Source organism: Klebsiella sp. K5-306 (assembly GCF_051835185.1).
GTDB lineage: Bacteria > Pseudomonadota > Gammaproteobacteria > Enterobacterales > Enterobacteriaceae > Klebsiella > Klebsiella oxytoca.
On the sequence record NZ_JAIFJY010000009.1, the window covers coordinates 28,500 to 49,690 of the forward strand.

Below are 21,191 nucleotides of genomic sequence, written 5' to 3' on the forward strand. Positions count from 1 at the left end.
GCTCTTAAATAAAAGGACTAACCATGCGTAAACGTGTTTATGCCGGTATAACGCTTGCCGCGCTGTTCAGCGGTCAGGCGCTGGCCAATGAAAAACTCACCCTGGTGCTGGACTGGTATATCAATCCCGACCACGCGCCGATCGTGGTGGCTGAACAGATTGGCGCCTTTAAAGAGGCGGGTCTGGACGTTAAAATTGTGCCACCGTCCGACCCGGCGCTGCCGCCGCGATTAGTCGCCGCCCGCCAGGCGGACCTGGCGATTACCTACCAGCCGCAGGTGCATTTTTTTGCCGATGAAGGTCTGCCGCTGGTCCGCGTCGGCACGCTGATTAATTCGCCGCTGAACACGGTGATCGCGCTGGATAAAAGCATCAAATCTCCCGCCGATCTGCAGGGCAAAAAAGTGGGGTATTCGGTAAGCGGAATCGAACAAGCGACGCTGGCCACTATGGCACAGCACGCGAAAATCGATCCCAAAAGCATCAAGCTCATCAATGTTAACTTTCAGCTGACCAGCGCCCTGCTGGCCGGACAGGTCGATGCGGTGATTGGCGGCTATCGTAATATCGAAGCGCTGGAACTGCAGCTTCAGGGGAAAGATCCGCAGGTGATGAACGTCGAGGATTACGGCGTCCCGGCCTACGATGAGCTGGTGATTGTCGCCAACCGGGACGACGTCAACGCGCCGAAAATCAGGACGTTCCTGCAAGCGCTGCAAAAAGGCGTTGCTTACCTTCGCGCTCATCCGCAGGAAACCTGGCAGGCGTTTGCCGACGCGCATCCTGAACTTAACACGGAGCTGAACAAGCAGGCCTGGCTGAAAACTCTTCCTCTGTTTGCCAGCGATCCGGCAGCGCTGGATAAACCTCGTTATGAAGCTTATGAACAGTTTTTATATAACAACAAGTTGGTGAAAAAAGTCACACCTTTAACGAATTATGCGGTTGAACTGCACTAAGTCATACCATTGCTGGCGGAAATCTTTCGCCAGCAATAGCCAGGCGGCAGTAATAAAAATTGCGAGAATCCCTCACTAATAATTACAATTTTAAAGGTCTTTCATCCTTTAAAACACTTCTTTTTTATCAATGCGTTATGCGTTAATTTTGCAGTGTAAAAATAACGTAAATATAGCTTAATCAATAAAACGTTGAACGCGGTTCTAAAAAGCCATATATTGTGCCCGCTTTAATGCATGGCGATTCATTTTCTTACACCATTTTATTCAACCAGCGCTCAACCGTAACGCTGGTTGTGGGAGTGATATGATGACGGATAAAGTCCGTATTGATACTTTAGGCGCAGATTTATTAGATGCAAACAACGATACCTTTTTGGCCCGTCAGGCTGAATTCGAATCGAATGTCAGGAGCTACCCGCGCAAGCTGCCCCTTGCGATTACTAAAGCGGAAGGCGTCTGGCTGACCGATGCGGATAACAAACAGTATCTCGACTGCCTTGCCGGCGCAGGTACTCTGGCTCTCGGTCACAACCACCCTGATGTGCTGCAGAGCATCCAAAGTGTCATTACCAGCGGCTTGCCGTTACATACTCTCGATCTCACCACTCCGTTAAAAGATCGCTTCTCTGAATACCTGCTTTCCCTGCTGCCGGGCGAAGGTAAAGAATACTGCCTGCAGTTCACCGGTCCCTCCGGCGCTGACGCCGTAGAAGCGGCGCTGAAGCTGGCGAAAAAATACACCGGCCGTACTTCCGTAATCAGCTTCTCCGGCGGTTACCACGGGATGACCCACGGCGCGCTGTCCGTCACCGGTAACCTGTCGCCCAAAGCGGCGGTTAACGGCATGATGCCGGAAGTGCAGTTTATGCCTTACCCGCACCAGTACCGCTGCCCGCTGGGTATCGGCGGTGAGGCCGGCGTAAAAGCGCTGACCTACTACTTCGAAAACCTGATTAACGACGTCGAAAGCGGCGTGCGTAAACCGGCGGCGGTGATCCTTGAAGCCGTTCAGGGTGAAGGCGGCGTGAACCCGGCTCCGGTCGAGTGGCTGCAGCGCATCCGTAAAGTGACTCAGGAACACGGCATTCTGCTGATCGTCGATGAAGTTCAGGCGGGCTTTGCGCGTACCGGTAAATTCTTCGCCTTCGAACACGCGGGCATCGAGCCGGACATTATCGTGATGTCGAAAGCCGTCGGCGGCGGTCTGCCGCTGGCCGTTCTCGGTATCAAAAAGCAGTTCGACGCCTGGGAACCGGGTCACCACACCGGCACCTTCCGCGGCAACCAGCTGGCGATGGCGACCGGCCTGACCACCCTGCGCCACCTGAAAGACAATAACATTGCGGATAAAACCGCCGCTCAGGGCGAATGGCTGAAGGGCAAGCTGGCCGAGATGCAGAAACGCTATCCGGTGATTGGCCACGTTCGCGGTCTGGGCCTGATGATCGGTATTGAGATCGTTAAACCGAACGAAGCGCCGGATCACATGGGCTGCTACCCGGCGGACGGCGAACTCTCCGCCCTGCTGCAGAAGAAATGCTTCGAAGCGGGTGTGATCCTCGAGCGCGGCGGTCGCCACGGCTGCGTGCTGCGTCTGCTGCCGTCCCTGCTGATCAGCAACGCTGAGCTGGAAATTTTCTTCGACAAATTTGAACAGGCCCTGCTGGCCGCCGGCGTAAAACCGGTCTGAGTGGAGTAAGTGACCGCAATGTCCAAGTTGAATCCGATTCTTGCTGGTTCCGCACAGAGTATTGATGCCTATCAGCAAGCGATCGCCCAGACCAGCCAGGCTGTCGCGCAGTGGTTGCAGCAGCCTGAAATGTATCAGGGGAAAAGCGTTGACGAACTGCGTGAGCGCATCACCCTTGATTTCAACGAACAGGGTCTGGGCAACCAGGCGGCGATTGAACGTGCGATCGAGTACTTCCTGAAAGACAGCCTGTCGGTACATCACCCGCAGTGCGTGGCGCATCTACACTGCCCGAGCCTGGTGATTAGCCAGGCGGCGGAAGTGCTGATTAACGCCACCAACCAGAGCATGGATTCCTGGGATCAAAGCCCGTCAGCCACCATCATTGAGATCAAGCTGATTGAATGGCTGCGTGCGCAGGTCGGCTACGGCGCTGGCGATGCGGGCGTGTTCACCAGCGGCGGTACCCAGAGCAACATGATGGGGCTGATGCTGGCGCGCGATGCCTTCTTTGCCCGCCAGGGCCACTCCATCCAGCAGGATGGTCTGCCGGGCGATGTTCGTCGCTACAAAGTACTGTGTTCTGAAAATGCCCACTTCTCGGTGCAGAAGAACATGGCGCTGATGGGCCTCGGCTACCGTTCCGTGACGCTGGTGAAAACCGACCAATTCGCGCGGATGGACGTGGCGGACCTGAAAGCGAAAATCGCCGAGGCTCAGGCTAACGGCGAGCAGATTATGGCGATTGTCGCTACCGCTGGCACTACCGACGCGGGGGCCATTGACCCGCTGCGAGAAATCGCGGCTGTCGCGGCAGAGCATCAGATCTGGCTGCACGTTGACGCAGCCTGGGGCGGCGCGCTGCTGATGTCTGAGAAGTATCGCGATCGTCTGGACGGCATTGACTTAGTGGATTCCATCACTCTGGATTTCCATAAGCAGTTCTTCCAGACCATCAGCTGCGGCGCGTTTCTGTTAAAAGAAGCCCGTCACTACGAGCTGATGCGCTATCAGGCGGCCTATCTGAACTCTGAGTTCGATGAAGAGCATGGCGTACCGAACCTGGTGTCCAAATCGCTGCAGACCACCCGCCGCTTCGACGCGCTGAAGCTGTGGATGGGTCTTGAGGCGCTGGGCCAGAAGCAGTACGCGGAAATCATCGATCACGGCGTGACGATGGCGCTGAACGTAGCGGATTATGTCGAAACGCAGCCGACGCTGGAACTGGTGATGCAGCCGCAGCTGGCGAGCGTGCTGTTCCGTTCCCGTCCGCAGCAGATGGCGGGCAGCGACGACGCCGCCATCGCCCTGCTCAACCAGCGGGTTGGCGATGCGCTGCTGGCTTCCGGCCGCGCTAACGTCGGGGTGACCGAGCACAACGGCGTTACCTGCCTGAAGCTAACCTTGCTGAACCCGATCGTTACGTTAGATGACGTGAAGGTGCTGCTGAGCCTGGTCGACCGCACCGCCCAGGAGCTGCTGGCGCAGTAAGCTTTTCGCATTGACCACGAAAGCCGATAACTTACCTTATCGGCTTTTTTATTGGGTTTCGCCCTGAGCTTGTGACGTTGTCACGCCATTTCCCGGGGGCGGCGCAAAGCGTCTGCCCAGGCTACAGTCCTGCAGACTGCTGAGGACGCGTAGCCCGGACAGATAAGCAGCATCGCCTCCGGGAAATTCTGCCACTTCGGGCGCTTTCCCCGAGGCGTTATATCTGCGCCGGACGTGCGATGGCGCGATGTTGTCGCACCGTGTATCGACTCTCCTTTCCGATACACGGTGAGACAAACAAACGATCAGGCGAGATAACGTGCCGCTGGCTCAGATTGCACGAAAGCGGGCAGCATAGCCTGACGCATCGCGTTAAGCATTTGCCACTGCGTTTCGTCCTGCAGCGGCGGTATGGTGACCAATTCGCGGCGGTCAAAACCGACCAGGGCGGCATCCACCAGTTTCTCCACCTCCATAACGCCGGGAATGGCGTTGACATCTTTACCGCTATGCTGCCAGATTTCGGTACGGGTGGCCGCAGGCAGGACCGCCTGCACGTATACGCCCTTCGCGCTTAGCTCAACGTCGAGCCCCTGCGAAAGAAACAGCACAAACGCTTTTGTCGCGCCGTATACGGTCAGGCCCATTTCCGGGCCCAGCCCAACCACCGATGCAATATTGACGATGGCCCCTGCTCCGGCCCGGGTCAGACGCGGTGCGATAGCGTTTGCCAGGCGGGTCACGGCAGTAACGTTGAGGGTAATCAGCCGAGTGATATCGGCGCTGCTCTGGTTAAGAAAATCGCCTGGTATCGACGTGCCGGCATTGTTAATCAGAATCCCAATTTGTGCGTCTTCCCGCAGCCGCTGCTCGACTGCGGTAATGTCGCTATCCTGAGTTAAGTCGGCCTGCAGGATGTCGACCTGAACGCCGGTTTCACCGCGCAGCCGCTCGGCCAGCGCCGTCAGCCGCTCGAGATGACGCGCAACGAGCACCAGGTCATGACCGCGGCGAGCAAAACGTTCGGCATAGACTGCGCCAATACCTGTCGATGCCCCGGTCACCAGTACTGCTGATTGACTGCTCATAACGACACTCCTGAATTATACATGATGGCCGCCATGTATAATGGCACGAGCTGGGTAAGCTGTAAATATTGTTATATGATGGTCATCATAAATAATTTATCGCAGGAACGCGCCATGAGAGTGAGCAGAAAACAGGTTGAAGAGAATAAGCAGACAATCCTGACCGCCGCCGGCCGGTTGTTTCGTGAGCGCGGTTTTGACGCGGTCACGGTCACTGATATTATGAAATCAGCCGGTCTGACCCACGGCGGATTTTACGGCTACTTTAAATCGAAGGATGACCTGATCGCACAAACCCTTGCTGAACTGAAGATAGAGAGCGAAGCGGCGGATAACGACGTCGAATTGCTTATCGCACGTTATCTCTCACCCGAGCACCGGGATAATTTTGCCAGCGGTTGCCCGCTGGCAGCGCTGGCGGCGGAGACCATCCGCCAGTCTGAATCCGCACGCGATGAAATGACCGCGCGACTGCAGCAGCAGATAGCTTATCTCAGCGAAGCGATTAATGAGAAAAACCCGGAAAAGAGCCGTCGTGCGGCGATTGGCAACTGGTCTGCCATGGTCGGGGCGTTGATTCTGGCGCGAATGACCGCTGATTCGGCGTTTTCAGATGAAATCCTGCGAGAAACAGCGGCCTGGCTTGAGGAAAACCAGCGCTAACGTTACGCCGTTTCCCGATCCGGCGGCAGATAGCCGGCAACAAAGCGGGTCAAAATCGCCGAGGCCACCGGGCTTTCCTCAACCTCAAGGCTCAGATTATCCGGGTCAATACCCTCGTTGCGCAGTGCCGCCTGACGGTACGCGATCAGCGAGCGGGCAATCGCCGGCGTGATTTCCGGGTGGAACTGGGTGGAGACGGCATGGGCGCCGTAGCGCACAATCTGGTGCGGATCGTGCTGCGACGAGGCCAGCACCTTCGCCCCCGGCGGTAATCGGGTGACCGTTTGCATATGAGTCAGATGCGCGCTGAACGGCGCCGGATGATCGGCCAGAAGACGATCCGCCCGCCCGCTTTCTGACAGCGAAATAGTTTTGCTTCCGGCCTCGCGCCCGGCAGGATGGTAATCCACCTCGCCGCCCAGCGCATGCGCCATCAGCTGATGCCCGTAACAGACGCCAAACAGCGGCATCTCTATTGCCATTGCCTCGCGGATCCAGGCCGCGGTCATTTCGCTCCACGGCAGGCGTTCGGTCACCATATCCCATGAGCCGGTAATCACCGCGACGGTCGCGTTATCCGGGGCGGGAAGCGTCTCCCCGGCAAACACTCGCGCCACGCTGATTTTATTGCGCCACGGCGCCAGTAAATGAGCAAACCAGGAGGGAAGATCGCCGTGGTCGGAGGCGATTTCATCCGGCGGGGTGCCGGTCTGCACAATAAGAAGCGTATTTCGGCTTAACGACATCGGAGGGCCTTTTTTCACAACAACACAGAGCCCTACTATGAGCAAAAGCGCCAGCGGGGGCAAATAACCTATCCGCTAACGCTTATGCTCCGGGCGAATAACGTCTACTGCGCGTCCGCGCTCTCCACCTGCGGCACCGCAGCCGCAGCACCCTGTTCAGCCGGCGCGTTGGCCGGGTCAAAGATATGGTCGAGGATGGCGCGTGCCGTCGGTCCTGCCACTACGCCATCGCCGCCGCCGTTCTCCAGAATCAGCGCCATCGCCACCTTCGGATGCTGATACGGCGCAAACAGGGTGTAGAAGATATGGTCGCGCAGGCGCACCGGGATCATCTTCGCGTTGTAGGTCTGATTCTCCTTCAGGCTGAAGACCTGGGACGTCCCCGATTTTGCCGCGATCTGGTACGGCGCGGTATGGAACAGCTTATACCCGGTGCCGTTTGGCAGGTTCGCCATGCCGTACATACCGTTGCGCACTACGTCCCAGTATGGCGAATGCGGATCGCCAATCTGCGGCAGATTCTGCGGTGGCTGATAGCGCTCGACCCTATTCCCCTGCTTCATGGAGTAAAGCAGATGCGGATTTTGCACTTTGCCGTTATTTATCAGGGTCGTCAGCGCTTTAACCATCTGGATCGGCGTGGCAATCCAGTAGCCCTGGCCGATGCCGACGGAAATGGTATCCCCCTGATACCACGGTTTTTTATGCACCCGCTGTTTCCACTCCCGGCTCGGTAGCACCCCGGCATACTCTTCGTTAAGATCGATACCGGTAGACTGACCGTAACCGAACTTGCTCAGCCACTCGTGAATACGGTCGATCCCCATCTCAAACGCCACCTGATAGAAAAACGTATCCGCCGACTCTTCGATCGCTTTGGTGACGTTAAGCATGCCGTGGCCGCTCTTCAGCCAGTCGCGGTAGCGGCGCTGGGTTCCCGGCAGCGTCCACGTCGGCGCGCCGAAGAAGGAGGTGGTTGGCGTGATTACGCCCGCCGATAGCGCCGACAGCGCCATGTAGGGCTTCACCGTCGACGCGGGCGGATAGAGCCCCTGGGTGACACGGTTAATCAGCGGACGGTCGGGGTTTTCGAGCAGCGAACGATAGGCCTGGTAGCCAATGCCTCTGACAAAGGGATTCGGGTCATAGCTGGGGCTGGAAACCATCGCCAGCACGCCGCCGTCGCGCGGATCGACGGCGACCACCGCCGCGCGCTGCCCCTTCAGCACCGACTCGATATACTGCTGCAGATGCAAATCCAGCGTCAGGTAGATGTTCTTCCCAGCCACCGGTGGCACCTCTTTTAGCAGACGCACCACCCGCCCGTGGTTATCCACCTCAACCTCCTGATAACCGGTGGTGCCGTGCAGCGCTTTCTCATAGTAGCCTTCGATGCCCTGCTTACCGATATTATGGTCGGCGGCGTAGTTCTCTTCTTCGCCGGCTTTGGCCAGCTTTTGCAAATCGCTGTCGTTGATCTTCGAGACATAGCCAACCACGTGCGCCAGCTCGGCGCCGTAGGGATAAGCGCGCTGCTGGTAGCTCTCTACGGTAACGCCGGGAAAATGGAACTCATTGACGGCAAAACGCGCCACCTCAATATCGCTCAGGTCCGATTTTAAGGTCACCTCTTTGTAGCGGCTGGTGTGGTGCATATCGTCGCGGAAGTCGGCGATATCCTGCGGGGTTAAATCAACAATCGGCGTCAGCTGCTGCAGCAGCGCCGTCATATCGGCGATTTTGCTCGGGATCACCTGTAAACGGTAGAGGGTAATATTTTGTACCAGCGGGATGCCGTTGCGGTCGAAAATCAGCCCGCGGCTCGGCGCGATGGGCAGCATTTTAATGTCGTTCTGGTTTGAACGGGTCTGATAAAAGTCGTGCTGCTCTACCTGCAGGCGGTAGAGGTTAACAATCAGGACAGCAAAGCAGACCACCACCAGTAGAAACGCAATGACAGCACGGCGGATAAATAACATCTCTTCCGCTGAATGGTCGCGAATTTCATCTCTCATAAGGGACATTAGCGGTCATTTACCTGGGTTACAAAGGGCCTGAAAAAGGAAAAGCGGGGAAGAATAGCGTTATCGCAGCGGGAGCCCTACCGAAAGGTTGCTAATGATTTGGCAGAAATGTATCAGCATGTTAGAGATTTAAAGTGACACTGTCACTGAAATAACCTCCATCGTAAGATCGACGGAGGCGAATGGCTAGCGCGCTTTTTCACTGACCGTCATGGTGAATCGCGTCACCGTCTCGCCGGCGTTAGCGTAGCTATGCGGGGCGTCGGTACGTGCGACGGCTGAATCACCGGCGGGAATCAAATAGAGGCTGTCGTTCACCGTTAATGTCAGGGCGCCCTCGGTCACAAAAAGCAGCTCCGTGGTCCCTTCTCCGTGGCCTGGAGAAGTAAAAATTTCGCCCGGATAAAGACTCCACTGCCAGAGTTCCACCATATCAGGACCGCTGGTTCCGGCTAGCAGTCGCGCGTGGCCGCCCTGTTCACCCTGCCACAGCGTGGGGATATCGCCTGCGGCGATCGCCTTCACCGGCGGCGCGGTGGCAACATTGACGAAATCGGCCACCGCAACGCCCATGGCTGACGCCAGACGGCATAACAGCGCAATGCTCGGGTTAGCCCGGCAGGCTTCAATGTCTACCAGCATCCCTTTGCTGACGCCCGCGCGCCTTGATAGCTCGTCGAGGGAGATCTTCTTTTCCGCCCGATAGCGCTTAATGCGCGCCGCAACGGCTTCATTGATGCTGGCGGCATCAGCGCCCGCCCCGGTCGTTATATTGACTTTTATGGTCATCGGTCGATATCATGCTTTAAAATAGTCGTTAAAGGATTATCCAATGAATAACGTATTACCGTCAATCAGCCCACAGGTGTCGGGGCTGGCTCCCGGCTTTCGCGCCCTGAGCATTGATGTTATCTCTGCTCCCGTACGCGCGCCGCAGGTTGGTGCAGAAGCGCTCCATTCCGCCTGCCGTGCGGTTATCGCCGGTGAGCCGCAGTGGGCGGAAGCACATTTGCAGGCCTGGAACGAGGTATTCCGCGCCTTTGGCGCAAAGCCTAAGCGCACGCCCTGCTCGGCGGAAGCCTTGCGCAGGCGGGTGCTGCGCGATGGCGAAATGGCATCGCTCGATCCGATCGTCGATCTCTATAATGCGGTGAGCCTGCGCTACGCCGTGCCGGTCGGTGGGGAAAACCTGGCGGCTTACGTTGGCGTCCCGCAACTGAAGATCGCCGACGGCAGCGAGCCGTTCGATACCGTCAAAGAGGGAAAGATCGTCTTCGAAAACCCCGACGCGGGTGAAGTGGTCTGGTGCGATGACGCAGGGGTGACCTGCCGACGCTGGAACTGGCGACAGGGGGTACGCACTCGCCTGAGCGTGGAGAGTCCGCGGATGTGGTTTATTCTTGAAAGTCTGCCGGAAATGCCGCTTAGCGCGCTTCATGAGGCGGGAGAAATGCTGATGGCCGGTCTACTGTCGATGATGCCCGAAGCGAAAATGCATTCGCAGTTGATAACGGCCGACGTCTGGCTGACAGGGGGCGCCCGGTAGCGTATCGCTACCGGGCAAAACAGATGTTTCTCTACTGCTTATCTTCAGCTGCGGCCACTGAACTGGAGCGATAAATAAAGAACAACGCCAGCCCCAGACAGACGATCGCCCCCAGCCTGCCCGGGGAGAAAGCGATGGCGTCATTTCCCAGCCAGCCGAAATTATCAATCAGCAGGCTCATGGCCAGTTGGCCAAAAATCACCGCTACCGTAGCCGTCGCGGTGCCGATACGCTGAACCGCCAGCACCATAATCACGATATAGGGTACACCGCAAAACGCCCCCAGCAGCTGCCATTTCGGCACATCGAGCAGCGTCATCGTCTGGTGAGGCTCAAAATACAAAATCAGCAGCGCGGTGATCAATCCTCCCACGGCAAAGGTGAGAAATGCGCTACGAAACACGCCAACCTGACTACCTAAACGGCCGTTGATCGCCGCCTGCATACTCAGCATCGCGCCGCCGACCAGCGCCAACAAAATCATTATGCTACTCATTTTTTACAACCTCAGCTTGTGGCAATCAGAACCAGGGCGACAACGATTAACAGCAGAGCAATAAGCCGCCGCCCATCGATTTTACGTTTTGGCGAACCGAACAGACCGTAATGGTCGATCAGCAGGCTTTTACAGACCTGGCCGGCAAGAATGCCGATCATGGTCATAGCGATACCGATCACCGGTACGGCAACGGTTAAAATGACGACGTAAATGGGTCCCAGCACGCCTCCGGTGAGCTGCCAGCCGGGTAAAGAGAAAAATGAGGGGCTCTGGCGCGGGCCAAACAGCAGCATCAGCAAAAACGTGAGGGCGCTCCCGACGCCAAATATACTGAACGTTGCCCATAAATCCCCTACCTGACCGGCCAGCGGTCCCAGTAGCCCGGCTTCGACGGACAGACCCATGCCGCCGGCAATCACCAGAAAAATCAGTAATAACTGCATCATTAAATTCCGCTTATTAATCAGGCGGCAGAGCATAAAACAGCGAAGTAGTGTGAAAAACGGTACAATCAGGGAAACACTTTTGCGGATATTGCATAAATGAGCGATGCGGGTAATGTGAATTTTCGGGCGCTACAGCTGTTCATCGCCGTGTACGACAGCCAGAGCTTTTCCGTGGTGGCGCGACGGGAAGGCGTTTCCCCGTCCATGGTGTCGCGCGTCATTCATCAGCTTGAAGACTCCCTCGGCCAACAGCTGTTTTATCGTAATACCCGCGCAGTGGTGCCCACCGAAGCCGGACGTCTTTTTGCCGAACATGCCAGAGGCATCAGCGAACAGTTCAGCGCCGCCAGACGCGACCTGCAGGATCGGAGCCTTGAGCCTGGGGGGCTGGTGCGAATCAACGCCCCGGTCTACTTTGGCCAGCGCCATATTGCGCCATGGCTACCGGGTCTGAGCGAACGTTATCCACAAATGCAAATTGAGCTGGCGCTGACCGATGACTTTATCGATCCGCACCGGGAGGCGACCGATGTTATTTTCCGCATCGGTAGCCTGCCCGATTCCAGCGTTCATGCCAGAGTGCTGGGGATGCAGCATCACTATCTGGTTGCCGCCCCGCGCTATCTGCAGCGTCGCGGTGTTCCGCAGCGGCCGGAAGATCTTCGCCAGCACAGTACGCTGGTGTACAGCGGTTCAAACGGGCCTAACCGCTGGTTATTTCGCCTCGCGGAAGGCGAATGGGTTCACTATCCGCAAACCCCCCAGCTGGCATCCAATAACGCCGATGCGTTGCTGACCGCCGCGCTGGGCGGCATGGGGGTAGTACTTTTTCCCGACTGGATGGTCAACGAAGCCATTGGCGCGGGAAGACTGATTCATTTGATGCCTCATTACACCGCCGCGATTAGCAGCACGCCTTCGCCAGTGTCGGCGATTTATCCTCACGCTCGCCACCCTTCGCTAAACGTACGGACGGTAATTGACTATTTTGTCGACGTTTTTGGTACGCCTTTATACTGGCAGCGCTAAGCTTTTTTACGCATGAAAATTGTCGTAACGCAAACAATGCGTCTTCCCCGGCGCTGAAGCGGTTTTAACGATTCCTTTACCCTGAGGTTCCTATTATTGTGTTCGCGTTAATACCGAAAACTAATCATTCAACAATGACATATGTTCGGTTTTTACAAGAGCAATTGAACGGAATTATCTATTAAATCCGTAGTTTTATTCACATATCGTTTACTCGAAGCAGTGTATATCGTAATGGCATTCACAAAAGCAAACGGAGCCTGATATGAGCACGTCAAACGATCCATCGAACACCCCATCCGCAGGGAAATGCCCTTTTCACGCCGAAACGCCAACGCCAACGCAGAGCGCGGGCGGTGGTACCGGCAACCGCGACTGGTGGCCTAATCAGCTACGCGTCGATTTGCTGAACCAGCACTCCAATCGCTCTAACCCGCTGGGGGAGAACTTTAACTATCGGGAAGAGTTTAAAAAGCTCGACTATTCAGCGCTGAAAGCCGACCTGCATGCCCTGCTCAATGACTCGCAGGAGTGGTGGCCAGCGGACTGGGGCAGCTATATCGGGCTGTTTATTCGTATGGCATGGCACGGCGCCGGTACCTACCGCACCGTTGACGGTCGCGGCGGCGCCGGACGCGGTCAGCAGCGTTTCGCTCCGCTCAACTCCTGGCCGGATAACGTCAGCCTCGATAAGGCCCGTCGCCTGCTGTGGCCGATAAAACAGAAATACGGTCAGAAAATCTCCTGGGCCGACCTCTATATGCTGGCGGGCAACGTGGCGCTGGAAAATTCCGGCTTCCGTACTTTTGGCTTCGGGGCCGGCCGCGAAGACGTTTGGGAACCGGATCTGGATGTTGACTGGGGTAATGAAACCGAATGGCTGGCTCACCGCCATCCGGAAAGCCTGAATCAGCAGGCCATTGGCGCCACTGAAATGGGTCTGATTTACGTTAACCCGGAAGGCCCCAACGCCAGCGGCGACCCGCTCTCCGCAGCCGCAGCGATTCGCGCTACCTTCGGTAATATGGCGATGAATGATGAAGAGATCGTCGCGCTGATCGCCGGTGGCCATACGCTGGGTAAAACGCACGGTGCTGCGGTGACCACCCACGTAGGCGCAGAGCCGGAGGCGGCGCCGATTGAAGCGCAGGGTCTCGGTTGGGCGAACAGCTACAACAGCGGCGCAGGCGCGGATGCCATCACCTCTGGTCTTGAGGTTGTCTGGACGCAAACGCCGACTCAGTGGAGCAACTACTTCTTAGAAAACCTGTACAAATATGAATGGGTACAAACCCGTAGCCCGGCAGGCGCGATTCAGTTCGAAGCGAAAGACGGCCCCGAAATTATCCCTGATCCTTTTAATCCAGAGATAAAACGTAAGCCGACCATGCTGGTGACTGACCTGACGCTGCGCTTTGACCCGGAATTCGATAAAATTTGCCGTCGCTTCCTTAACGATCCGCAGGCCTTTAACGAGGCTTTCGCCCGCGCGTGGTTTAAACTGATCCATCGCGATATGGGGCCGAAATCCCGCTATATGGGTCCGGAAGTACCGAAAGAAGATTTGATCTGGCAAGACCCGTTACCGGCAGCGATCCACAATCCGGGCGCAGAAGACATCGCCGCGCTGAAAACCGCTATTGCCGATGCTGGTCTGTCGGTCAGCGAGCTGGTTTCCGTGGCCTGGGCGTCGGCTTCCACCTTCCGCGGTGGCGATAAACGCGGCGGCGCCAACGGCGCACGTCTGGCGCTGGAACCGCAGAATGCCTGGCCGGTGAACGCTATCGCAACCCGCGTGCTGCCGACCCTGCAGGCGATTCAGCAGGCGTCCGGTAAAGCTTCGCTGGCCGATATCATCGTTCTGGCTGGCGTAGTGGGCATTGAGCAGGCTGCCGCTGCGGCGGGCGTTCAGGTTAGCGTCCCCTTTGCTCCTGGCCGCGTCGATGCGCGCCAGGAGCAGACCGATGTCGAAGCGATGGATCTGCTGCAGCCGCTGGCCGATGGTTTCCGCAACTATCGCCGCATTGGCGGCGGCATTTCCACCGAAACGCTGCTGATTGATAAGGCGCAGCAGTTAACGCTGACGGCGCCGGAAATGACGGTACTGGTGGGTGGCCTGCGCGTGCTGGGCGCTAACTTCGACGGCAGCCGTCACGGCGTGTTTACCGACCGCGTGGGCGTATTGAGCAATGATTTCTTCGTCAATCTGCTCGATATGGGCACCGTCTGGAAAGCCGCTGATGAGCACGCTGAGCTGTTTATCGGTCGCGACCGTAAGAGCGGCGAAGAGAAATACACCGCGACCCGCGTTGACCTGGTCTTTGGATCTAACTCCGTCCTGCGTGCGCTGGCAGAAGTGTATGCCTGCAGCGATGCGCGGCAAAAGTTCGTTAGTGACTTTGTCGCCGCATGGACCAAAGTGATGAACCTCGACCGCTTCGATCTGTAAGAGATTACCCCGGCAGGCTTCACGCCCGCTGGGGCTTTAATCCCCCATATCTCTCGTCGCTGGTTCCGGGAGTTTTCTGTAAAATCGCCGCCATTACTTCGCTAAAGCGGGGAATCTCCGTTTCAACGTTGAATGAAGGCGTCATAGCCTTACGTCCGATAAAACCATCAATTAGCGCAAAAAGGGTCATCGTGGCTTCTTCAGGATCGACCTGCTTGCTGAACTCCCCGGCAGCGATGCCCTGGCGAATAATCTGCCCAATGCCCTCACGCATCACGATATCGCTGGCGACAAACGTCGCGCGCAGGTTCTCTTTTCTGGCTGACTCCGCAATAATCTCCACCCACAGCGAATGGGATGAGGGATAGCCGACATCCTGGATACAGGAAATGGCAAGACGACAAATCAGTTCAAAGCAGGTTCCCTTCTGCGATTCTTGCTGCTTTGCCAGCGCGGATTTCTGCTCCTCCAGAATGATGGCTTCAATCAGCTCATCTTTACCTTTGAAATAAGTGTACATCGCCCCCTGGCTGATCCCAGCCCGCTGAGCAATCTCCCGCACGCTGGTGCCGTTAAAGCCCTTTTCAGAGAAACAGGCCGCAGCCGCGACGATCAGTTTATGGTACGTTTCTGAATCTTTAGACATTTATGTCTCCTCCAGCGATAGGCGATTCTAGCCTCTTTTACGCCATACTGGCTAGATGCGTGGCATTGTGGGGCGCAGTCAGGTTGTCGAACAATTGCGCCACGCACGCGAGGAAATCGCCGAATATCGTCCGGACACTATCGTCACGCTCGGCGGTGACTGTCTGGTATCATTGGCCCCTTTCACCTGGTTGCTGGAAAAATATGGCGATAAACTCGGCGTTCTGTGGATAGACTCCCACCCTGATGTGATGACCCCGGCTCAATATCCCCATTCCCACGCGCACGTTCTTGGCGCTCTGATGGGGGTCGGTGATAGCGAACTGACCTGCAGCGTTAAAACTCCGTTGTCGCCAGACAAAGTTATGATTGCGGGGATTCATCGTCCTCTGGAATACGAAGCTCAGTTTATTGCCGACCACGCAATTGCCTATTGCGAGCCGCAAGCAGTGAGAGAAGGCGCTCAGACGGTGGATGAATGGATAAGGCGCGAAGATATTCAATATCTGGCAATCCATCTTGATCTCGATGTGCTGAATCCCGAGCTATTCCGCTCGGTGCTCTTTGCCAAACCTGGACGCGGTGAACATGATTTCGGCGATGTAGCGGAAGGAAAACTGACAATGGCGGAGGTGGTCAGGTTGGTTAATCAGGCTATCGCGCTGGCGGCGCCCGTCGGCGTTACCGTGGCTGAACATTTGCCCTGGGACGCCATTAACCTTAAGCAGATGCTTGCCGAATTACCTTTGATGAAATAGCGGCGTATTGCGGAGAAGTTCCGGGAGTAGCGTCCTGTTTCTCGTATCGCATAAGGCGCAGCTCTGTAAAATTGCCCGGTGGTAGTTTGCGCTATACCGGGCCAGGGAAAATATCTGACCTGAACGGTTTGCCGGGCAAGACGTCAGACGCTGCCCGACAAACAGACGAGACAAAAATCCTCTTATCTAATCCAGATTGTCAGCAGAATAATGATGGCCGCAATAATCGCCACCTGAATAAAGACTTTATCCAGCGATCCTCTGCGCATCGCGCCCCCTTTCAGAACAGGATTTGCCAGATTGCCAACAGCAGCACCAGCAAACCCATCAGGAAAAATATCAGCGCGATGATGGTGTCCGGAGAACGATTCATCTCTGCGCCTCCTTATCATCAGAACCACTGACCGAAACGTTTGATATAGAAACGCTTCATGCCCTGCGCTACCAGGCAATAGCTGAGCAGCGTCGCGACCAGCCATGGGAAGTAGCTCAGCGGTAGCGGCTCCAGTCCGACCATCGCTCCCAGCGGCGAGAACGGAATGTAGATCCCGATAGCCATAATCACCGCGGTGGTGAGCAGCACCGGCAAGGTCGCCCGGCTCTGGATAAACGGAATTTTCTGCGTTCTCAGCATATGCACCACCAGCGTTTGCGACAGCAGTCCTTCAATAAACCACCCGGACTGGAACAGCGCCTGGGCTTCGACGTGATTTGCTGCAAACACGTACCACATCAGCGCGAAGGTGGTGATATCAAAAATGGACGAGGTTGGGCCAATCCACAGCATAAAACGGCCGATATTCTTCGCATCCCACTTGCGCGGCTTGCGCAGAAACTCTTTGTCCATTTTGTCCCACGGCAGCGAGAGCTGGGAGAGATCGTACATCAGGTTCTGAATCAGCAGATGAATCGCCAGCATCGGCAGGAACGGAATAAACGCGCTGGCCACCAGTACCGAGAAGACGTTGCCGAAGTTAGAACTGGCAGTCATATTCAGGTACTTAATGATATTGCCGAACGTCTCACGTCCTTTGATCACCCCTTCTTCCAGCACCATCAGATCCTTTTCCAGCAGGATGATATCCGATGCCTCTTTGGCGATATCCGCCGCGCTGTCAACCGAAATGCCGACGTCCGCATCGCGCAGGGCTGGCGCATCGTTGATGCCGTCGCCGAGAAAGCCGACGGTGTGGCCGTTTTTCTGCAGTGTTTTCAGGATGCGCGACTTCTGCAGCGGCGTCAGCTTCGCGAATACCGAGCGCGTTTCCACTTCTCGCTCCAGGTCGCGATCCGTCATCGCTTCAATCTGGGCGCCGGTCAGAATACCGTGGGCATCGATGCCCACTTCCAGGCAAATACGCGCCGTAACCACCGGGTTATCGCCGGTCAGCACTTTCACCGCCACGCCGTTATCGCGCAGCGCGGTAATGGCTTTTCCCGCGCTCTCTTTCGGCGGATCGAGGAAAGTCAGCATCCCTTCAACCGTCAATCCCTGCTCATCGGCGGTGCATAGCGGCGTGGTCAGCGCGGAGTCATCCAGCTTGCGGGTTGCGACCAGCAGCACGCGGAAGCCCTGGGCGTTATAGTCCTTCGTTTTGGCTAACAGCAGATCGCGTCGGGTTTCATCCAGCGCCACAACGTTATCGCCTTCACGAAGATGCGTGGCGACCATCAGCATCTCTTCGACCGCGCCTTTGCAGATCAGGCTTTTGTCACCGTGGCGGACATCTTCCACCGACACCGAGACCCGACGGCGGACAAAATCAAACGGCAGTTCATCAAGTTTGACAAAACGCTCTTTGGTCGCTGGCGCAATCCGCCCCTCGCCAAAGCGCAGCACCGCCCGGTCCATCAGGTTGCGCGCCCCGCTCTGGCTGCTACTGTTAAGCCAGGCCAGCGTCAGCACCCGGTCGCTCTCATGACCGCTGACATCAAGGTGATGCTCAAGGATGATATTGTCCTGAGTTAACGTACCGGTTTTATCGGTACACAGCACGTCCATAGCGCCAAAGTTCTGGATGGCGTTCAGCCGCTTGACGATCACTTTGCGCCGCGACATGGCGATAGCGCCTTTCGCCAGGTTGGAGCTGACGATCATCGGCAGCATTTCCGGCGTCAGGCCAACCGCTACCGCCAGGGCAAACAGCGAGGCTTCAACCCAATCACCTTTGCTGAAGCCGTTAATCAGCAGCACAATCGGTACCATCACCAGCATAAAGCGGATCAGCAGCCAGCTGACGCTGTTTACCCCGCGGTCGAACGCCGTCTGAGTACGCGTGCCGACGATGGATTTCGCCAGCGAACCAAACCAGGTACGGTTTCCGGTGGCCACCACCACCGCCTGTGCCCTGCCGCTGGTCACGTTAGTGCCCATCAGACAGATATTGCCCATCTCCAGCAGGCTTTTATCTTTGTTCGGCTCGGGAAGCCTGTCGCATCCTTTACCGGAAACGCTGGCCAGAACGTCATACTTTTCAACCGGCAGCGACTCGCCGCTGAGTATCGACTGGCTGACAAACAGGTCCCGGGATTCCAGCAGGCGGACGTCTGCCGGAACCAGATCCCCCGCCGCCAGGAAGATGATATCCCCGGGCACCAGCTCCTCAATGGCAATTTCTTCCTGCACCGGCCCCATATTCCCGGGACCGCGACGCAGCACCGTCGCCGTGGTGCGGACCATGGATTTCAGCGCCTGCGCCGCATTGTTGGTGCGAAACTCCTGCCAGAAACGCAATAACCCGCTCAGGCTAACCATCGTGACGATAATGATGATCCCGGTCAGATCGGTCTCTTCGCCGTTACGCAGCGGTAGCCAGTAATCGGTCACGAAGCTGACGGCGGCCAGCGCCATCAGGACATAGATAAACGGGTTATTGAATGCCTGCAAAAGCTGGATCAACGCCGGCGGCGCCTGCTCATGCGCCACTTCATTGCGGCCGTATTCATCCAGTCGTTCAAGGGCATCTTCGGTGGTGAGCCCGTGGCGACTGCTGTTTAACCGCGCCAGCGTATGATCCGGACTGTTAAATGCCTCGGTTTCAATGGCGAAGCTTTTTTTATGCTGCTTATCATTTTCTGACGCAGACCGGTTTATTTTCCGGTTTTCTATTTTCATGTCAGTCATGATTAATCCTCAAATTTAAGACGCCGTTATCCCTGCATAAATGACTTATGCATAATTCATTTTTACGTTATTAAACGCTTATTACTTTAATCGCCTGGGAATATCCATCATTCCCTCCTTAGACAAATGATTGTCAGAGTGAAATAGTCACGAGGTTAACTCCCCTCGACGCACCAGCGGACTGACGTAATGTTTTCGTCCCCGCCAATTTTTGTCATAATGAGATCTCGCGCTTTTCGACAGTCGGTATTTCCCACCAGTTCGATGCGGATTTCTTTATGCCCTTGTTCTTTTGCTGCTGTCGACACCAGTCCCTGAAGGCTGAGCGTCATCTCTTTACTGATATTAAGCAATAGCTGACGAATCGCATTTTCATATTCGCTTTGACAGACAATATTCAGAACGTAGCATTTCTCTTCTTCTGTCGCGCCGGGGATCTGATTAATTCTCTGCGCCGCTTCGCGCAGTAGAATATTGGCGCAGAGGATTATCAGCGTTGCCGCCGCTGCTTGCCAGAACTGGCCTAAACCGCACAGTACACCAATCGCCGCAGAGCACCACAGGGTTGCGGCGGTATTCAGGCCGCGCACGTTCATGCCTTCACGCATGATGACGCCGGCGCCGAGAAAACCAATTCCGGATACCACCTGCGCGGCAATACGTCCGGGGCTGTCCGGCGATGTTGAAATGGAGCTCAGAATAAAAACCGCCGCGCCGGTGGCGACCAGCGAGTTGGTGCGCAGGCCGGCCATACGCTGACGCCACTGTCTTTCAGCGCCAATCAGCGCGCCCAACAGCATCGCGGCAAGTAAATTTGCGATATAAGGAAACATCAACATAGTTTCCTCCATTTTTGCTGGAAGAATTAACTATGTGCTTTATTAAGCACACGACAAATTGTCGCCCGGAAGGCGATTAACGTCGTGTTGACGGTGGAGGGAATAATGTATTTTTAAACATGAACATGACGATTATCCTCGCAGCCATGCTGCGTTATTTTTATGGGATGCAATCGTCTGGATGAGGAGATTGCTGCCCGCCGGTTGGCAAGCAGCGCAGAAAAAATAGCGTCAGCTTGCCTTGATGTTTAAGTAAGGGTGACTGTCCAACATATTTCTCCTGCGTGAATTTGTGCTCATTATAGTCATTCAATTATTCGAGTAAAGTTAAAATCTCGCTTTAGTGACGATTTGTTTAGAATGACCTTAATGCGCAACTCCCGCCACGATAACCTTAACCCCGGCGCGAACCGGGGTTAATTGACTAATCAAAGACGCCATTAATTATCGACGTCACGATCGCCGTACTCAGCGCGATTAGCACCAAATCCTGGCCCACCACGCGCCATTCATAGCCAGGATAGTACGGCAGTTCGTTAAGCATCGATGCCGGAACCGCTTTTTTGGCAATCCCCGGCGGCAGAGGTTTTCCGCGAGCCAGGTTTTTTGCTATCCCCGGCGGCAGCGACTGATAGCCGGTTAAACCGTAGTTTACCGCCAGCGAACGCGCTCTGGAGAAGCTGATATCGGCAGAGACATGATCGGGTTTGCCGTAATTTTTTCTCTGCCCCGGGTTTCCTTCTTTATGACCCTTGTTGCCCTTATCAACGTTGTTTTTACCGCTATTGCCGTTGTTACCGTTATTCCCATGGTTACCGCTATTACCATGATTACCGCCGCCGTTGCCGTTACCGGGGTTGGCGAAAACAGGCGTCGCCATCATGGTCAGCGAAAGCGCCGCCGCCAGCGCCGCTTGCAAAACTTGCTTTCTGGACATGATTTTTTTCCTGAGAGGGAGTACTCGCTATGAATGTAGATGAATAACCTCAGCGCAACAATCTCTCGTTTTCCTAAATGAAATTCTGGTCAAAACTTAGCGGCATGATGGTGAATTCCTTCAACCTTTGGGCGGGTCAAACGCAGAAACCAGCATACAACGCCAACCAAACCTTATTCACGTTATTTTATTCTGCAAATGCCTTTTCACCGATGCGATTAAAAATTTAAAACCATTAACAATCAAATAACATTA

20 protein-coding genes are annotated in these 21,191 nt (G+C 55.9%); 8 read left to right on the forward strand and 12 right to left on the reverse strand.

Translation table 11 applies throughout. The features are described 5' to 3' along the window. The first annotated feature begins 23 nt into the window (after window positions 1–23). The 3 genes from K2184_RS14960 to K2184_RS14970 all read left to right on the forward strand — a co-directional run bounded on the left by K2184_RS14960 (window position 24) and on the right by K2184_RS14970 (window position 4,143). Window positions 24–959, forward strand: a complete 936-nt coding sequence (locus tag K2184_RS14960) for an ABC transporter substrate-binding protein (RefSeq protein WP_024274159.1) — start codon at window positions 24–26, stop codon at window positions 957–959. A 307-nt stretch (window positions 960–1,266) separates the two neighbouring features. Next, window positions 1,267–2,652 (forward strand): diaminobutyrate--2-oxoglutarate transaminase, encoded by a 1,386-nt coding sequence (locus K2184_RS14965; RefSeq protein WP_017145898.1) that lies wholly within the window; start codon window positions 1,267–1,269, stop codon window positions 2,650–2,652. A 9-nt stretch (window positions 2,653–2,661) separates the two neighbouring features. Beyond that, window positions 2,662–4,143, forward strand: coding sequence for a pyridoxal phosphate-dependent decarboxylase family protein (locus K2184_RS14970; protein WP_160886463.1), 1,482 nt, complete (start codon window positions 2,662–2,664; stop codon window positions 4,141–4,143). Window positions 4,144–4,448: 305 nt separating this feature from the next. Here the strand turns inward: K2184_RS14970 and K2184_RS14975 are convergent, their stop codons facing one another. Continuing rightward, the gene (locus K2184_RS14975) at window positions 4,449–5,231 is read right to left on the reverse strand and encodes an SDR family NAD(P)-dependent oxidoreductase (protein ID WP_004102005.1); all 783 of its coding nucleotides are present in this window, start codon (window positions 5,229–5,231) and stop codon (window positions 4,449–4,451) included. A 114-nt stretch (window positions 5,232–5,345) separates the two neighbouring features. On the opposite strand from K2184_RS14975, the gene K2184_RS14980 reads away from it, so the two are divergent. Next, on the forward strand, window positions 5,346–5,894 hold the full coding sequence (locus tag K2184_RS14980) for a TetR/AcrR family transcriptional regulator (protein ID WP_004102003.1): 549 nt from the start codon (window positions 5,346–5,348) through the stop codon (window positions 5,892–5,894). Between the two features lie 2 nt (window positions 5,895–5,896). On the opposite strand, the gene K2184_RS14985 is transcribed toward K2184_RS14980, so the two are convergent. From K2184_RS14985 to K2184_RS14995, 3 genes are all read right to left on the reverse strand, one after another. Further along, window positions 5,897–6,640, reverse strand: coding sequence for a glutamine amidotransferase (locus tag K2184_RS14985; RefSeq protein ID WP_004102001.1), 744 nt, complete (start codon window positions 6,638–6,640; stop codon window positions 5,897–5,899). A 104-nt stretch (window positions 6,641–6,744) separates the two neighbouring features. Then, window positions 6,745–8,664, reverse strand: a complete 1,920-nt coding sequence (gene mrdA / locus K2184_RS14990; RefSeq protein ID WP_024274158.1) for a penicillin-binding protein 2 — start codon at window positions 8,662–8,664, stop codon at window positions 6,745–6,747. Between the two features lie 186 nt (window positions 8,665–8,850). Beyond that, window positions 8,851–9,453, reverse strand: a complete 603-nt coding sequence (locus K2184_RS14995; RefSeq protein ID WP_064372092.1) for a helix-turn-helix domain-containing protein — start codon at window positions 9,451–9,453, stop codon at window positions 8,851–8,853. A gap of 43 nt (window positions 9,454–9,496) precedes the next feature. On the opposite strand from K2184_RS14995, the gene K2184_RS15000 reads away from it, so the two are divergent. Continuing rightward, window positions 9,497–10,210, forward strand: coding sequence for a B3/B4 domain-containing protein (locus K2184_RS15000; protein ID WP_163524945.1), 714 nt, complete (start codon window positions 9,497–9,499; stop codon window positions 10,208–10,210). A 31-nt stretch (window positions 10,211–10,241) separates the two neighbouring features. On the opposite strand, the gene K2184_RS15005 is transcribed toward K2184_RS15000, so the two are convergent. Then, complete coding sequence (locus K2184_RS15005; protein ID WP_004101994.1) at window positions 10,242–10,706, reverse strand: DMT family transporter; 465 nt, start codon at window positions 10,704–10,706, stop codon at window positions 10,242–10,244. An 11-nt stretch (window positions 10,707–10,717) separates the two neighbouring features. Continuing rightward, complete coding sequence (locus K2184_RS15010; protein ID WP_016809042.1) at window positions 10,718–11,152, reverse strand: DMT family transporter; 435 nt, start codon at window positions 11,150–11,152, stop codon at window positions 10,718–10,720. 99 nt (window positions 11,153–11,251) lie between these two features. Between K2184_RS15010 and K2184_RS15015 the strand changes: the two genes are divergently transcribed. Continuing rightward, window positions 11,252–12,184 (forward strand): LysR family transcriptional regulator, encoded by a 933-nt coding sequence (locus tag K2184_RS15015; protein ID WP_004101991.1) that lies wholly within the window; start codon window positions 11,252–11,254, stop codon window positions 12,182–12,184. A 265-nt stretch (window positions 12,185–12,449) separates the two neighbouring features. Continuing rightward, window positions 12,450–14,633: a catalase/peroxidase HPI gene (katG, locus tag K2184_RS15020; RefSeq protein WP_023329685.1), complete on the forward strand. Its 2,184-nt coding sequence runs from the start codon at window positions 12,450–12,452 to the stop codon at window positions 14,631–14,633. Window positions 14,634–14,652: 19 nt separating this feature from the next. On the opposite strand, the gene K2184_RS15025 is transcribed toward katG, so the two are convergent. Continuing rightward, the gene (locus tag K2184_RS15025) at window positions 14,653–15,279 is read right to left on the reverse strand and encodes a TetR/AcrR family transcriptional regulator (RefSeq protein WP_004112942.1); all 627 of its coding nucleotides are present in this window, start codon (window positions 15,277–15,279) and stop codon (window positions 14,653–14,655) included. A 55-nt stretch (window positions 15,280–15,334) separates the two neighbouring features. On the opposite strand from K2184_RS15025, the gene K2184_RS15030 reads away from it, so the two are divergent. Then, window positions 15,335–16,036 carry an arginase family protein gene (locus K2184_RS15030; RefSeq protein ID WP_163524947.1) on the forward strand — a complete coding sequence of 234 codons (702 nt, stop codon included), beginning with the start codon at window positions 15,335–15,337 and terminating at the stop codon, window positions 16,034–16,036. A gap of 182 nt (window positions 16,037–16,218) precedes the next feature. Here the strand turns inward: K2184_RS15030 and mgtU are convergent, their stop codons facing one another. The 5 genes from mgtU to K2184_RS15055 form a co-directional block, all read right to left on the reverse strand. Then, window positions 16,219–16,305 (reverse strand): magnesium transporter protection protein MgtU, encoded by an 87-nt coding sequence (gene mgtU / locus K2184_RS15035; protein ID WP_251009858.1) that lies wholly within the window; start codon window positions 16,303–16,305, stop codon window positions 16,219–16,221. 11 nt (window positions 16,306–16,316) lie between these two features. Further along, on the reverse strand, window positions 16,317–16,409 hold the full coding sequence (gene mgtR, locus K2184_RS15040) for a protein MgtR (protein WP_004101989.1): 93 nt from the start codon (window positions 16,407–16,409) through the stop codon (window positions 16,317–16,319). 18 nt (window positions 16,410–16,427) lie between these two features. Beyond that, window positions 16,428–19,160 carry a magnesium-translocating P-type ATPase gene (mgtA, locus tag K2184_RS15045; RefSeq protein ID WP_023329682.1) on the reverse strand — a complete coding sequence of 911 codons (2,733 nt, stop codon included), beginning with the start codon at window positions 19,158–19,160 and terminating at the stop codon, window positions 16,428–16,430. 155 nt (window positions 19,161–19,315) lie between these two features. After that, window positions 19,316–20,011 (reverse strand): MgtC family protein, encoded by a 696-nt coding sequence (locus K2184_RS15050; protein ID WP_024274155.1) that lies wholly within the window; start codon window positions 20,009–20,011, stop codon window positions 19,316–19,318. A 412-nt stretch (window positions 20,012–20,423) separates the two neighbouring features. Further along, window positions 20,424–20,936: an anti-virulence regulator CigR family protein gene (locus K2184_RS15055; protein WP_004101986.1), complete on the reverse strand. Its 513-nt coding sequence runs from the start codon at window positions 20,934–20,936 to the stop codon at window positions 20,424–20,426. Window positions 20,937–21,191 lie beyond the last annotated feature (255 nt).